Source organism: Flavobacterium bizetiae, assembly GCF_902804475.1.
GTDB lineage: Bacteria > Bacteroidota > Bacteroidia > Flavobacteriales > Flavobacteriaceae > Flavobacterium > Flavobacterium bizetiae.
On sequence record NZ_CADCSU010000056.1, the window covers coordinates 31,232 to 46,056 of the forward strand.

Annotated in this window: 16 protein-coding genes; 8 read left to right on the forward strand and 8 right to left on the reverse strand. The window is 33.4% G+C overall.

Going from position 1 to position 14,825, the window contains the following annotated elements; translation table 11 throughout:
* Positions 1-77 precede the first annotated feature (77 nt).
* On the reverse strand, positions 78-1,727 hold the full coding sequence (gene aceB / locus FLACOL7796_RS05480) for a malate synthase A (RefSeq protein ID WP_173969823.1): 1,650 nt from the start codon (positions 1,725-1,727) through the stop codon (positions 78-80).
* A gap of 196 nt (positions 1,728-1,923) precedes the next feature.
* Between aceB and FLACOL7796_RS05485 the strand changes: the two genes are divergently transcribed.
* The 5 genes from FLACOL7796_RS05485 (at position 1,924) to FLACOL7796_RS05505 (ending at position 6,334) form a co-directional block, all read left to right on the forward strand.
* Positions 1,924-3,405 (forward strand): helix-turn-helix domain-containing protein, encoded by a 1,482-nt coding sequence (locus tag FLACOL7796_RS05485; protein ID WP_083693556.1) that lies wholly within the window; start codon positions 1,924-1,926, stop codon positions 3,403-3,405.
* A gap of 5 nt (positions 3,406-3,410) precedes the next feature.
* On the forward strand, positions 3,411-3,770 hold the full coding sequence (locus FLACOL7796_RS05490) for a hypothetical protein (protein ID WP_173969824.1): 360 nt from the start codon (positions 3,411-3,413) through the stop codon (positions 3,768-3,770).
* Positions 3,771-4,389: 619 nt separating this feature from the next.
* Positions 4,390-5,106 (forward strand): pirin family protein, encoded by a 717-nt coding sequence (locus tag FLACOL7796_RS05495; RefSeq protein ID WP_173969825.1) that lies wholly within the window; start codon positions 4,390-4,392, stop codon positions 5,104-5,106.
* Positions 5,107-5,278: 172 nt separating this feature from the next.
* Positions 5,279-5,509 carry a (4Fe-4S)-binding protein gene (locus FLACOL7796_RS05500; RefSeq protein WP_173969826.1) on the forward strand — a complete coding sequence of 77 codons (231 nt, stop codon included), beginning with the start codon at positions 5,279-5,281 and terminating at the stop codon, positions 5,507-5,509.
* A gap of 291 nt (positions 5,510-5,800) precedes the next feature.
* Positions 5,801-6,334, forward strand: coding sequence for a YceI family protein (locus FLACOL7796_RS05505; RefSeq protein WP_173969827.1), 534 nt, complete (start codon positions 5,801-5,803; stop codon positions 6,332-6,334).
* A 257-nt stretch (positions 6,335-6,591) separates the two neighbouring features.
* Here FLACOL7796_RS05505 and FLACOL7796_RS05510 read toward each other — a convergent pair whose 3' ends face one another.
* Entirely contained in the window at positions 6,592-7,455 is an 864-nt protein-coding gene (locus FLACOL7796_RS05510) for a helix-turn-helix domain-containing protein (protein ID WP_173969828.1), read from the reverse strand.
* A gap of 201 nt (positions 7,456-7,656) precedes the next feature.
* Here FLACOL7796_RS05510 and FLACOL7796_RS05515 point away from each other — a divergent pair, with 201 nt between their 5' ends.
* Together FLACOL7796_RS05515 and fabD are read left to right on the forward strand one after the other, a co-directional pair.
* Positions 7,657-8,019 (forward strand): DUF983 domain-containing protein, encoded by a 363-nt coding sequence (locus FLACOL7796_RS05515; RefSeq protein WP_041517577.1) that lies wholly within the window; start codon positions 7,657-7,659, stop codon positions 8,017-8,019.
* 71 nt (positions 8,020-8,090) lie between these two features.
* Positions 8,091-8,966: an ACP S-malonyltransferase gene (fabD, locus tag FLACOL7796_RS05520; RefSeq protein WP_056190824.1), complete on the forward strand. Its 876-nt coding sequence runs from the start codon at positions 8,091-8,093 to the stop codon at positions 8,964-8,966.
* A gap of 87 nt (positions 8,967-9,053) precedes the next feature.
* Here the strand turns inward: fabD and FLACOL7796_RS05525 are convergent, their stop codons facing one another.
* The 6 genes from FLACOL7796_RS05525 to FLACOL7796_RS05550 all read right to left on the reverse strand — a co-directional run bounded on the left by FLACOL7796_RS05525 (position 9,054) and on the right by FLACOL7796_RS05550 (position 13,211).
* On the reverse strand, positions 9,054-9,377 hold the full coding sequence (locus tag FLACOL7796_RS05525; protein WP_173969829.1) for a hypothetical protein: 324 nt from the start codon (positions 9,375-9,377) through the stop codon (positions 9,054-9,056).
* A complete protein-coding gene (locus FLACOL7796_RS05530; RefSeq protein WP_173969830.1) occupies positions 9,365-9,559 on the reverse strand; it encodes a hypothetical protein in 195 nt (64 codons plus the stop codon). Before FLACOL7796_RS05530 ends, FLACOL7796_RS05525 begins: the two co-directional genes overlap by 13 nt.
* 58 nt (positions 9,560-9,617) lie before the next feature.
* Positions 9,618-10,523, reverse strand: coding sequence for a DMT family transporter (locus FLACOL7796_RS05535; RefSeq protein ID WP_173969831.1), 906 nt, complete (start codon positions 10,521-10,523; stop codon positions 9,618-9,620).
* A 78-nt stretch (positions 10,524-10,601) separates the two neighbouring features.
* Positions 10,602-11,618, reverse strand: coding sequence for a UDP-glucose 4-epimerase GalE (gene galE / locus FLACOL7796_RS05540; RefSeq protein ID WP_173969832.1), 1,017 nt, complete (start codon positions 11,616-11,618; stop codon positions 10,602-10,604).
* Positions 11,619-11,634: 16 nt separating this feature from the next.
* Positions 11,635-12,075, reverse strand: a complete 441-nt coding sequence (locus FLACOL7796_RS05545) for a nuclear transport factor 2 family protein (protein ID WP_173969833.1) — start codon at positions 12,073-12,075, stop codon at positions 11,635-11,637.
* Between the two features lie 2 nt (positions 12,076-12,077).
* On the reverse strand, positions 12,078-13,211 hold the full coding sequence (locus FLACOL7796_RS05550; RefSeq protein ID WP_173969834.1) for a DegT/DnrJ/EryC1/StrS family aminotransferase: 1,134 nt from the start codon (positions 13,209-13,211) through the stop codon (positions 12,078-12,080).
* A gap of 136 nt (positions 13,212-13,347) precedes the next feature.
* On the opposite strand from FLACOL7796_RS05550, the gene FLACOL7796_RS05555 reads away from it, so the two are divergent.
* Positions 13,348-14,577 carry a 3-deoxy-D-manno-octulosonic acid transferase gene (locus FLACOL7796_RS05555; RefSeq protein WP_173969835.1) on the forward strand — a complete coding sequence of 410 codons (1,230 nt, stop codon included), beginning with the start codon at positions 13,348-13,350 and terminating at the stop codon, positions 14,575-14,577.
* Positions 14,578-14,825: the final 248 nt, after the last annotated feature.

Below are 14,825 nucleotides of genomic sequence, written 5' to 3' on the forward strand. Positions count from 1 at the left end.
TAAAGTGGTTAGTAAAAGCATTTCATTCAATTAAAAATTGAGAATTAAAAATTAAAAAGCGGTGTTATTTACTAAAATTATGCGCAAAAAATATTTTTAATTTTTAATTCTAAATTTTTAATTTTTAATAAATATTTGTAGCACGGAATCGTTAAAAAATCAACGAAATCTGGATTTACAACCAATCTTTCTAAGACTTTTTCAGCAAGAGGAAATTGACGTTTTTCGTGATTTTCCTCGCCTAATTCGTCTTTGATTTTTTTAAATTCGTCTAAGGCCAATTCATGATAATAAGCCAAATCTAATTTTCGTCCATTATCTAAAAGCACTTTATTTTGAAGCCATTGCCACAATTGCGATCTCGAAATTTCGGCCGTTGCCGAATCTTCCATTAAATTATGTAATGCCGCTGCGCCTTGTCCGTTAAGCCATGAAGCCAGATATAAAACTCCAACGTTGATATTTTTTCGAACACCATTTTCAGTGATGATTCCAATTGGTGGTTCAATTAGATCTGCCTCTGTAATTTTTCGATGTTCTCTTTTTATATGAATCTGGTTTGGAGTTGGCATTCCTTTATCAAAAATTTCTTTTGCAATGGCAACCAAATCCGGATGTGCTACCCAGGTTCCATCATGACCATTTTTTACTTCACGTTCTTTATCGGTTTTTACTTTTGCAAAAGCTATTGCATTGGCTTCTTCATTATTCCGAATCGGAATTTGAGCTGCCATTCCGCCAATCGCATGAATACCTCTTTTATGACATCTTTGAATTACCAAATTTGAATAAGCGTTCATAAAAGGCGAAGTCATATTTACCTGATCGCGATCTGGAACAATGAATTTTGGATTTTTTCTAAACTTTTTGATATAGGAGAAAATATAATCCCAACGTCCGCAATTCAAGCCAACGATATGTTCTTTTAGTTCGTAAATGATTTCATCCAACTGAAAACTAGCGGTAATAGTCTCGATTAAAACCGTCACTTTTATTGTGCCTCTTTTCAGTTTTAAATAATCCTCGGTAAAATCAATTACAGTATTCCACCAACGCGCTTCGAGATAATGTTCTAATTTCGGAATGTAGAAATACGGTCCTGAATTGTTTTCTAAAAGTCGTTTATGATTGTGAAAAACATACAAACCAAAATCTACCAAAGAACCCGAAACTTCATTTCCTTCTATCAAAACATGCTTTTCAGGCAAATGCAAACCTCTCGGACGTACAATTAGCGTTGCCGTTTTCTCATTTAAATGATAGGACTTTTGTTTTGCCAAATCGGTATAGGTAATTGTTTTGTTAACCGCATCGATTAAATTCATTTGCCCGTCCATCAAATTTTGCCAGGTTGGCGAAGTACTATCTTCAAAATCGGCCATAAAGGTTTTGGCACCAGAATTTAAAGCATTGATAATCATTTTACGATCAACAGGCCCGGTGATTTCTACTCTTCTGTCCAGTAAATCTTTTGGGATTTCTCCAGCTGTCCAATTACCTTCTCTGACACTTTTTGTTTCCGGAGTAAAAACCGGCATGACGCCCTGATCAAAAGCAGTTTGTTTTTGTTCGCGTTGTAACAATAACAGTTTTCGTTGCGATTCGAATTTTCGATGCAAATCGGTGATAAAAACAATTGCTTCTTCTGTCCAGATCTTTGGATAAGAAAGCTTCTTTTCGGCTAAAAATTCCATTGCCGTCTCGGTAATTTCTAATTGGTTTTTCATAGCTGTGGATTTTATTTTCATTAGTAAGAATCGAATAGCTTATATCTTTTTTAAATTTTAAAAACACAACTACTTGATATCTAATAATTTCTACACCACAATATTAGAAAAAAGTTTTTTACAAAACAAGCGAACGTTCGCTAAATATTAAAAATAATTTTTTGGCGATTATTTTTGAATTGATTATATTTGATTTATGGATATCGAAAAAGACTATATAAAGCTGATCTTTGGGCTAAAACTCAAGCAAGTTCGCACCCAAAAAAATCTTTCACTTTTTGGCTTAGCCAAACTCACAAATCTTTCAAAATCATACTTAAATGAGATTGAAAAGGGAAAAAAATATCCAAAAACAGATAAAATTTTACTGCTTTGTACGCATTTAGACATTCCTTACGATCAATTAGTGTCGTTAAAACTCGATAATAACCTCGCTCCGATTGGCGAAATCTTAAAGTCAGGAATTTTAAAAGAGATTCCGCTGGAGCTTTTCGGGATTCAGGAAGCTGATTTAATTGACATTATTGCCAATGCTCCGGCAAAAGTCAATGCGTTTATTAGTACGATTATCGAAATTGCACAGCATTACAATTTAAGCCGAGAAAGTTTCTTTCTGGCTGCTTTGCGTTCGTATCAGGAAGCGCACAGCAATTATTTTGAAGATCTTGAAGAGAAAGTAATTGCGTTTTCGAAGTCGTTTCAGATTAATCTGGATTCTAAAATTAGCATTGAAGAATTGCAAGCTATTCTAAAAGAAGAATACGAATACACTATAAAAGAAATTGTTTTTACAGACCAGGAAGCTTTGGGTGATTTGCGTTCGATTTATGTTCCTAAAAGCAAAACTTTATTGCTTTCTACAGAACTTGATGCACCGCAAAAAGCTTTTATTTTAGCCAAAGAAATTGCCTATAATTACCTAAACATTTCAGATCGACTACTGACTTTCAGTTGGATTAAGTTTGAAAATTTCGATCAGGTTTTACACAATTTTTACGCTTCTTATTTTGCCGGTGCTTTATTATTGCCGAGAAAATTAATTGTAGATAAAATCAATTCTTTCCTGGAAAATGAAAATCCAAAACCGGAAGCTTTTGTAGCATTAATAGAAAGCTTTGAAGTTTCGCCGGAATCGTTTTACCAGCGTTTAACCAATTTACTACCGAAAGATTTTCAGCTGAAAAACTTGTTCTTTTTAAGATTATCGCATCGGGTTGGTTCTGATGTTTATCAAATTAATAAAGAATTACATATTACGCATCAGCAGGAACCACACGCGAATGAAACCAACGAACATTATTGCAGAAGATGGGTTTCGGTTAAAACGATTGACGAAGCGATCAAACAAAATAAATCTCACTTTTTTGATGCTCAAATATCAAGTTACGCTAATAGCGGAAATGAATATTTGGTTTTCTCTTCGGCTACAAAAGATCCTTTTTCTGAAAATTACATCCGAAGTATTTCTGTGGGAATCTTAATTACTCCGGCAATGAAAAAGAAATTCAAATTTATTGAGGGCAAACCTTTGGTGAAACGAATTGTGGGGGTTACTTGCGAGACTTGTGCCGTTCAGGATTGTCTCGAAAGAGCTGCGCCGCCAATTGTTTTAGAAAGAAAAAAACGTCATGAGAATACCGATGCAGTTGTACAACAGTTTATAAGTCAATATAGTTAAGCACCATGAAATATTTTACTTTAATACTAACATTACTTTCTATTAATTTAGTCCAGAAAACGGAAAAGCTCACTGGTCGTTATAATTATTTAATCGAAGACAACAATTCCTACCTTCAAAAGGACAAAATCACTTTTAATGATAGTGTTTTTGCTTTTGATAATAAGTATCTGCCAAAAGGAAAAATTTCGTATGGCAACGTAATACTATTGGACAATTTTATCAATACTGACTTAATTATAAGTATCCCAAAAGACCAAATTAAAAAAGACACTATTCCGTTTTTCATGCATGATAAGCAAAGTTCGGCTGCGAATTATCTTGATGAAGTTGTTGGAAAAGGGATATTGATTAGGATTAAATAATTCAGTTTTTAATAATCTCGCAAAGTCGCGAAGTCGCAAAGTTTTATTGCTCTTTTTGAAATTAACCACAATCTTGTCATCTCGACGGAGGAGAGATCACACTAGAAACTCCGATCCAATAATCGCCAATATTTGTCGATTATGATTGCGTAGAATGGATTGATCCCGAAGCTTCGGGACATCCCTACAACATAATTCGTTCCTCTGGAACTTTTATGCAAATTGCATTTCTTCTAAAAATAAAACTTCTCATTTAGCCCCGATAGAAACGAATCGCCAATCTTTGTCGAGCCACTTGTGTGATCTCTCCTTCGTCGAGATGACAAACTGTGCGGTTACTTTATTTATTAAGCTGTACATACAGCGACTTATGAAAATAAAACTTCTAATCTAGCCCCGATAGAAGTGGAAATCCTTTTGTGCCGGTGTTCGGCACAAAAGATTGAAATGGATAGCGGGACGTAACGTTTTTTTGAAAACGTAAACTTCTGCTCCTGAAAAAACTTAGCATCTTAGCCCCTCAGAATCTCATAAAAATCTTTTCTTAATCTAGGTTAAGTGCGTTTCATTGACCTTGGTGGTATCTTTGTACTATAAAAATAACAAAACATATAAGATCATGGAAAATATAGTATTGCACAAAGCAGAAACAAGAGGAAACGCAAATCACGGATGGTTGAACGCTTATCACAGCTTTAGTTTTGCGAGCTGGTACAATCCTGAAAGAATTCAGTTTGGAGCGCTTCGTGTTTTGAACGATGACACGATTGCGGGCGGAATGGGTTTTGGAACGCATCCTCACGATAATATGGAAATCATTACGATTCCGCTTGAAGGAGACTTGGCACATAAAGATAGTATGGGGAATACTGAGATCATTAAACATGGTGATATTCAGGTGATGAGTGCAGGAACTGGTGTTCAACACAGTGAATTTAACCCAAATGCTGATCAGCAAACTAAGCTTTTACAAATCTGGTTGTTCCCGAATAAAAGAAATGTAGATCCTCGTTACCAACAAATTACTTTAAATGTTGCTGACAGACATAATAAATTAGCGCAAGTTTTGTCTCCTAATGCAGACGATGAAGGGGTTTGGATTCATCAGGATGCCTGGTTTCAAATGGGTAATTTTGACTCAGGTGTGTCTACTGAATATAAAATTAAAAAAGAAGGAAACGGGGTTTATGCTTTCATCCTAAAAGGAAATGTAACGATCAACGGTCAGGAATTAAACACTCGTGATGCTGTTGGAATTTCAGGAACTGATACTTTAAACATTAAAGCCAATACAGATGCTGAGTTTTTATTGATGGACATTCCGATGAACTATTAATTCATAGATTACAATTAATATTTTTTTCTTGAAACGATATATAAGTTGATATTCAGCTTATTATCGTTTCTTTTTTGCCCAATTTTTATCAGAACTAAAAAAGAAAACGTATTTTTATTAGATAAAATTTGGTTTTATTCTACTCAAAACTAACCATTTAAAACTTTCGATCATGAATCCAGATAACTTAACCAAAGAATATACAAACGGAGAAGTAACCATTATTTGGCAATCCGGAAAATGCATACATTCTGCTAATTGTGTAAAGAATAATCCGGATGTTTTTCATCCAAAAGAAAAACCCTGGATTTTACCTGAAGCTTCGACTTCTGAAAAAATCATAAAAACGATTCATAAATGTCCTTCGGGAGCGTTGACTTATTATTTAAATAACAAAGATTAAATTTAATCCACTAATAATTACTACGCATAGTTTTTGCCACAGATTAAAATGATTAAAATAATTTTTCAATCTGTGTCAAGTTGCCACGAATTTCACGAATGAGCACGAATTAATTAGTAAGAATTAGTGGAATTGCTTCGCCTATTCACTATCGCTCGGGTCGTGGCAAAAAAAAACTCTAAAATAAAAAATCGCTTTTTTCATTTCTTAATCTAGGTTAAGTGTGTTTCGAGTACTACGGACGTAACTTTGTCCTATCAAAATGAAATTAATTATTTAAAAATAAAAATTATGGCAACTACAAAATGGTCAATTGACCCAACACATTCAGAAATTGGTTTTAAAGTTAAACACATGATGTTTACAAATGTTTCAGGTAAATTTGGAACTTACGACGCAACAATTACTTCAGACGGAGAGAACTTCGAAAATGCTGCAATCGAATTTTCTGGTGATATCGCTTCTATCGATACTGCCAATGCAGACAGAGACGGTCACTTAAGAAGTGCAGATTTTTTTGATGTTGAAAACAATCCGAAATTAACTTTCAAGGCTTCTTCTTTCAAAAAAATTGATGCTGGAGATTATGAATTAACTGGAGATTTAACAATCAAAGGTATTTCAAAAGAAGTTAAATTTCCTGTAGAATATAGCGGAATCTTAACTGATCCTTGGGGAAATATAAAAGTAGGTTTAAGCATAGAAGGAAAAATCAATCGTAAAGACTGGGGTTTAAACTGGAACTCTGCGCTTGAAACAGGGGGTGTTTTAGTTGGAGAGGAAGTTCGTTTAAACATTGAATTACAATTTGTAAAACAAGCTTAATTCTTTTAGAATAGATTTAATTTGATTGGTTAAAAGCCAGCACTTTTTTAGGAAGTGCTGGCTTTTTTTGTTTGCCACGAATTACATTAATTTGCACGAATTATTATTTTTATTTTTTTGCCACAGATTAAAAGATTAAAAAAGATTTTTTTTCTGTACTACGCGAATAATAATCAGTGTAAATCTTTTAATCTGTGGTAATATATTTCCACTTATAAAAAAAAAATAGTGCAAATTAATGTAATTCGTGGCAAAAACTATCGCGCAGTATTTCGGAATTCTGTTGGTGACATTCCGGTTTGTTTTTTGAAAAATCGGGAGAAATAGGAGTAATCTTCGTAACCTACTTTGAACGCTACTTCGTTTACGGCTAATTGTTTGTCGATCAGCATTCTTTTTATTTCTAAAACGACACGATCTGTAATGACTTCGGTGGCTGTTTTTTGAAGAATTTCGTTGCAGATTCTGTTTAAATGCTTCAAAGTTATATTTAGTTTTTCGGCATAAAAAGAAGGCAATTTTTCTTGTCTGAAATATTGCTCCAAAAGCATTTCGAACTTATCAATTTTAATATTATAGGAATGCGTTTGATGCGAATAGGTTTCGTTGTATTTGCGCGCAATTTCGATATGAATGCAATCTAGTAAATTAAGCATTTTATCGAGTTGATAGCGATTTTCGTGACTGTTTTCCTGAATTAGCAAATCAAAATAAGGCTGAATTTTTGGAATTTCTTTTTCATCGAAAACCATTTCCGGCCGATTATGAATCGAATGATAAAAGTTATATTCGTTGATATTTTTTTGCCCGAAATAGAGATTATACAATTCCTGCGAAAAGATGATCACAAAGCCTTCAATATCTTCAGACAAATTCCAATGATGCATTTGTCCGGGCTGTAAAACGAATAAACTTCCTCTTTTTATTGCGAATTGATCAAAATCGACTTCATGCTGCCCTGAACCTTTTGTAAAAAATACCATTAAATATGAATCGTGTCGGTGGGGTTCTTCGACAAAACTATGACTTTTTAGATGTTCTTTGAATGTATTTACATAAAAATCACGGTGAATATCGTTGCAACTGAAATTCTGAACACTATAAACGGGATATCTTTTCATATGCGATTAAATTTTAGATTTCAGATTTTAGATTTTAGATTTTAGATTTGGGATTTCAGATTTTGGATTTTGGATTTTGGATTTTGGATTTTGGATTTTTTTCTTAAAAAATGTCTTTATTGTGCTATAAGTAGCGAAGATATAAAAAAGACTTTAATACTACTCTGGATTACCTTTGTATAAATAAAAAACAACAAGATCATGTCAAGTGCATTAACTCATATTTTAAGCAACGAATGTCCTATTTGTCATAAAGGAAAAGTTTTTAAAGACAAAAATATTTTTCTGAATTTTGGTTTACCAAAAATGAATGAATACTGCAGTCATTGCAACTACAAGTTCCAGAAAGAACCTGGTTATTTCTTTGGCGCCATGTATGTAAACTACGGATTAACAGTTGCTCAGGGAATCGCCACGTATTGTATTGCACAGTTTTTCTTTGAGAAAAATTTCGATTTAAGAATTATTCCCATTATTGCAGTTGTGATTACTTTACTCACATCTTTTAATCTTAGATTTTCAAGATTAGCGTGGATTTATATGTTTAAGGATTATACGAAGTAAAAAAGTGTTATTTTTGCCTTTCAATTGAAACTAATTTTCAATTCAAAAAAATTCAATCTTAAATTAGACAAATGAAAGCATACGTATTTCCGGGTCAGGGCGCACAGTTTACAGGAATGGGCAAAGACTTATATGAATCATCGGCTTTAGCCAAAGAATTATTTGAAAAAGCTAATGAAATTCTAGGTTTTAGAATTACAGATATCATGTTCGAAGGTACTGCCGAAGAACTAAAAGAGACTAAAGTAACTCAACCTGCTGTATTTTTACACTCGGTTATTTTAGCAAAAACTTTAGGCGAAGATTTTAAACCAGAAATGGTTGCAGGACATTCTTTAGGAGAATTCTCTGCATTAGTTGCTAACGGAACTTTATCTTTTGAAGATGGTCTTAAATTAGTTTCTCAACGTGCTCTTGCTATGCAAAAAGCTTGCGAAATTACTCCATCTACAATGGCTGCCGTTTTAGGTTTAGCTGATAATATTGTAGAAGAAGTTTGCGCTTCAATCGACGGAATCGTGGTGGCTGCAAATTACAACTGTCCTGGACAATTGGTTATTTCAGGAGAAACTACTGCCGTTGAAAAAGCTTGTGAAGCTATGAAAGCTGCCGGAGCAAAACGCGCTTTGATTTTACCTGTTGGAGGAGCTTTTCACTCACCAATGATGGAACCTGCAAGAGAAGAATTGGCTGCTGCAATTGAAGCAACTACATTCTCTACTCCTATTTGCCCTGTTTACCAAAACGTAACAGCAAATGCGGTTTCTGACGCCAACGAAATCAAAAAGAACTTAATTATTCAATTGACAGCTCCTGTAAAATGGACTCAATCTGTACAACAAATGATCGCTGATGGTGCTACTTTGTTTACCGAAGTTGGTCCAGGAAAAGTATTAGCTGGTTTGATTAATAAAATCGATAAAGAAGCGGTTACTGCGAATGCTTAATTAGTATTCAGTTTTTAGTAGCTGTTTTCAGTTATTGACGATATAAAAAAAATCCTCATGAACAGATTGTTTATGAGGATTTTGCTTTTACAGCTCATTTGCCTCACAAGAATTATTATTTATAATACCTGTTATTAAATAATAATTCTCGTTTTTTTCAAAAAAGATATACCATGTTGTTCTTGGATTTACTTTATAAAAAATATAATTTGAACCTAAATATTTAATATTATTTGGAGTTTTCTTATGTGTTGTTTTCTTTATTCTATCAGGAATTGCCTTGTAAATATCAGATACATACTTTTCTGCAGATTCTATAAATCCAAAATATTCTTTCTTATACAATTCATTAATCAAATCATCTAAAAATCTAACAACATCTGGTGTAGAGTTTATTTCTATTTGCCCCACCACTCTCTTATTCTCTTGATTGATTCCGCTTTAGCTTCTTCCAGTGTTAATCCTTTTGCGAACTCAGCATCAAAATCAAAGGTTTCAGGATCTATTCCTTTAAATTTAGGCTTTTGAATTTCATATTCAACCGCAGGTTCTTCAACCTTATCATTCTTCGGATCTTCTTTTTTCTTATTCATATTTCCTACAATTTAATCTTACAAATTTACAAAATAAATTAAATCAAAGCGATTCTTTTTACAAAGCTTTCTTTTCCTTCTTTTTATAATTTACAATAAAAACACCCAGAATAATAAGTGCTGTTGCTATAACAAAATCAATTGTGATTACTTCATCTAAAAGCAGCCAGCCTAAAAAAACAGCGATTATTGTATTGATATACGACAAAATCGAAACCTGAACCGCTGTAACGTGTTTTAAAGCATAATTATAACAGAAAAAAGCGATCACCGATCCAAAAATTGACAAATACAAAGCGGCGAAAATACTTTTTGAACTCCACGAATTAAAATCCGGATTTGGCGAAAAAATAGACGCCAATACTAGCTGAATACAAGATGCCATTGTAAACTGATAAAATAAATTCAGTGTTATGTTGTTCGATTTATTAACGTGCGTTTTGGTATAAATTGTTCCCGCTGCCCAAGCTAAAATTGCAAGCCCCATAAACATTACTCCGGTTCTATAGTCAGCATCTAAAAATGATCCGAGTCCGTCTTTAAAAATAAAAACTACTCCGGAAAACCCAATAATTACACCTACAAATCCTCTGATACTCATTTTTTGCAATCCAAACATAATACTTCCCAAAAAAATAAGAATTGGAGTCAGCGCATTTATGACCGATGCTAATCCGCTTGGTATATTTTGCTCCGCAATTGTAGTAAAACCATTGGCAATCACAATCATTAAAATCGAAGGAACAAGCTGACGTTTTAAATTTTCCCAGCCAATCCATTCTAATTCTTTTTTGAATAATAAAATCGTCATCATTACCAATCCCGCTAATCCCTGACGTATTGAAGTTACAAACCAGGGCGGAATCGTTTCAACCGCCACCTTAATCCCTAAAAACGTTGTCCCCCAAACAATTCCAACAGCTGAGAGAGCAATAATTAATTTATAATCTAAATTTTGTTTCATAAAATGCCAGTTAAAAAAAATCCCAAATTATATTGCTATAATCTGGGATTTAAAAAAATTTATAATTTTATTCAAAAATTATTTATTCCTCACTTTTTGTTCCCATTTCCAGGCGCTTGCCATTGCTTCGTCTAAACTTAGTTCAGCCTTCCACCCTAAGACATTATTTGCCTTATCTGTATTTGCATAAGCTTCAGTAATATCTCCCTCACGACGAGGCTTAATTACGTACGGCAATTTTTTATCACTTACTTTTTCAAAGCTATGAATGACTTCCAGAACAGAACTTCCTTTTCCTGTTCCTAAATTGAAAGTTTCAACTTTTGCCAAATTCTTTTTATTCAGTAAACGCTGTAACGCAATTACGTGTGCTTTTGCCAAATCTACAACATGAATATAATCACGAACTGCAGTTCCGTCAGGCGTTGGATAATCATCTCCAAAAACTGATAATTCATTACGTAATCCTACTCCTGTTTGCGTAATAAAAGGTACTAAATTTTGAGGAACTCCTAATGGTAATTCTCCAATTTCAGTACTTGCATGCGCTCCAACCGGATTAAAATAACGTAATAAGATTGCGCTAATATTAGTTACTTTGGCTGTATCTGTAATGATTTCTTCTCCTATTTGCTTTGTGTTTCCGTAAGGAGACATTGCTGCCTGCACGGGAGCATCTTCTGTAATTGGCATTTTTTCGGCCTGACCGTAAACTGTACAAGAAGAACTAAAAATAAAACTTGCTTCAGGTTTTTGCTGTAATTCCTGTAACAAATAAACCAGCGAAGCAATATTGTTTTCATAATACAATAAAGGCTGCTCAACACTTTCTCCCACTGCTTTTGAAGCTGCAAAATGAATTACTCCAGTAACATCGTTATGCTTTTTAAAGAAATCCTGAACTGACGCTTTTTCTCTTAAATCTAATTTTTCGAATAAAGGCGTTTTTCCTGTAATAGCCGTAATTCCTTTTAAAACCTCTTCTGAAGAGTTCGAAAGATTATCAATTATCACTACTTCAAAGCCTTCGTTTTGCAATTCGACTACAGTGTGAGAACCAATAAATCCTAATCCTCCTGTTACTAATACTTTCATTTTGTGGTTGTTTTTATTATGTAGTTAATTTGTATGCTTGTCTGGCAATCAAAATCCAGTTATTTTTTTGCTTTTGCCAAACAAGCATTATTCCTATTTTAATATCTCTGTCAATTCCGTCATCTTTAGTGTGCGCCGAAAGAACGTGTCTCACTATCGCTACATCATTTTGAATCGATATGGTTTGATTTTGAAAATCTATAGTAACGAAATCCGATTTTCCGCTTACGATTCCGTCTATAAATTCTGTCTGATTTTGAAAATTACCATTCGAATGAACGTAACTCAAATTTTTAGAAGTCAACGTTTTTAATTTTGCACCATCAGCATCAATCATTGCTTTACGCAAAATTTCAACCTGATTACTGACTGCTGTTTCTTCTTTAGCATTCGATTTTTGAGCAAAAACCGAAAACTGAAGCAGCATCATTAAAATTAAAAAACGAAAACTTTTCATAATTATTTATTCAAAAACTCTAAAACAGCATCTGTAATAAATTTAATTTGCTCATCGTCAAGCTCTGTATGCATTGGTAAAGCAATAACTTCTTGTACTAATTGATTCGTAACCGGAAATTGCTCTTCTTTATAACGAGGATCAACATATGCTTTTTGAGAATGCAACGGAATTGGGTAATAAATCGCACACGGGATTTGCTTATCCTGCAAATGCTGCAATAAGGCATTTCTGTCTGCATCGATAATTCTCAATACATACTGATGAAAAACGTGATCATTTTCGTTTGCATCAAATTCCGGTGTAATAATATGTGCATTTCCTGCGAAAGCTGCATTGTATTTTGAAGCCGCTAAACGACGTGCAGTATTGTACTCATCTAAAAGTGGCAATTTCGCATTTAAAACTCCAGCCTGAATACTATCTAAACGAGAATTTACTCCCACAACATCATGGTGGTAACGCTCGTACATTCCGTGATTTACGATTCCGCGAATGATGTGTGCCAATTTATCGTCATTAGTAAAAATTGCTCCACCATCTCCATAACATCCTAAGTTTTTAGAAGGAAAAAATGAAGTTGCAGCAACGTGACCAATTACCCCTACTTTACTTTTTGTACCTGATTTCGAAATATAATCAGCACCAATTGCTTGTGCATTATCTTCGATTACATATAAATTATGTTCTGCAGCAATTTCCATAATCGCATCCATATTAGCCGCGCGACCAAATAAATGTACCGGAACAATTGCTTTTGTTTTTGGCGTAATTGCTTTTTTAATTGCGTCAATATCAATGTTCATATTCGTCATATCAACATCAACCAAAACCGGAGTTAATTGCAATAAAGCAATAACCTCAACAGTTGCAGCAAAAGTAAAATCGGCAGTAATTACTTCGTCGCCTGGTTTTAAATCTAATCCCATCATGGCAATTTGCAAAGCATCAGTACCATTTGCACACGGAATTACGTGTTTTGCTCCTAAATAGTCTTCAAGATTTTTTTGAAATTGATGAACCAATGGTCCATTTATATAAGTATTTGTATCTAAAACTTCTTGAATCGAAGCATCAACGGTAGTTTTTATTTTTTCGTATTGACTCTTTAAGTCAACCATTTGAATTTTTTTCATTTTCAATATATTTTTAAAATTAAAGACCCGTTTTGTAATCAGAATCTCTAAAAGGAAGAACAAAAATAGTTATTTAATACCTTCAAACCAATGAAAATAATCGAAAGAACCGTAATTTAGCCACAAAAATAAACAGATGCTTTTTCTATATAATTTAGTTATTTCTATTGCGGGGTTTTTTCTGAAAATTGTAGCACTTTTTAGTCCGAAAATTAAACTTTTTGTAGCCGGTAGGAAAAATGTTTTTTCTATTCTGGAAGAAAAAATAAAACCCTCAGATAAAACTATTTGGTTCCACTCAGCCTCACTTGGCGAATACGAACAAGGCTTACCCGTAATCGAAAAAATCAAAGAAAAATATCCTAACCATAAAATTATCCTTACTTTTTTCTCTCCTTCAGGTTACGAAGTACGCAAAAACAATACAGTTGCAGACGTTACTGTTTATTTGCCATTAGACACTAAAAGTAATGCGAAGAAGTTTTTAAAATTAGCGCATCCTGAATTGGCATTCTTTATTAAATATGAATTCTGGCTGAATTATTTAAAAGAATTAGAAACAAGCAAAACTCCTACCTATTTAATTTCAGGGATTTTCAGAGACAATCAGATGTTTTTTAAATGGTATGGCGGTTTTTACCGAAAAGCATTAAAAGCGTTCACCTATTTTTTTGTTCAGAATGAAAGTTCAAAACAAAAAATTGAAGCGATTGGTTTTCACAATGTAATTGTTTCCGGTGATACACGTTTTGATCGTGTAAATGCTATTTTAGAAAGAGACAATACACTTGACTATATTGAAAATTTCAAAAATAATGCACCTACTATAGTAATAGGAAGCTCGTGGCCAAAAGACGAAGCTTTATTAGCCGAATATATTAATCAGGCACCGGATCATGTAAAATTCATTATTGCTCCGCACAACATCAAAGCAGATCAAATAGCGGGTTTAAAAAGTCAAATTACAAAATCGACTATATTATTTTCAGAAAAAGAGCAACAGGATTTATCAAAATTCAATGTCTTTATTATAGATACAATAGGATTACTAACTAAAATCTACAGTTACGGCACGATAGCTTATGTAGGAGGAGGTTTTGGCAATCCGGGGATTCATAATATTCTGGAACCGGCTACATTTGGAATACCAATTGCAATTGGCCCTAATTACTCTAATTTTGCAGAAGCAGTTCAATTAGTTGCACTTCAGGGATGTATTGTAATTTCTAACAACAATGAATTAAAAGAAAGTCTGGATCGTTTACTTAACGATCATAATTTTCTTGAAGAAAAAAGTCGCATTTGCAGATCTTATATTCAGGACAATACAGGAGCAACAAATACCATTATGAATATCGTTTCTTAAGCGATTTATTCAAAAAATATAGTATTTACTGTCGTTATTATTTATAAAAGAGCTTAAATGAGCTCTTTTTCGCTTTTTGAGCTTATCAAATAATGGATCAAAAACAAAATAAACTGCAAGGAAGAGAATAGAAACAGCCAATTCTCTTATTGAATATTCAACAAAAAATAATTTATTCGAAAAATACAACAATATAACATAACTTTAGCATTGTGGCATATTATTTGATAACTAAGATAATCGTGAGC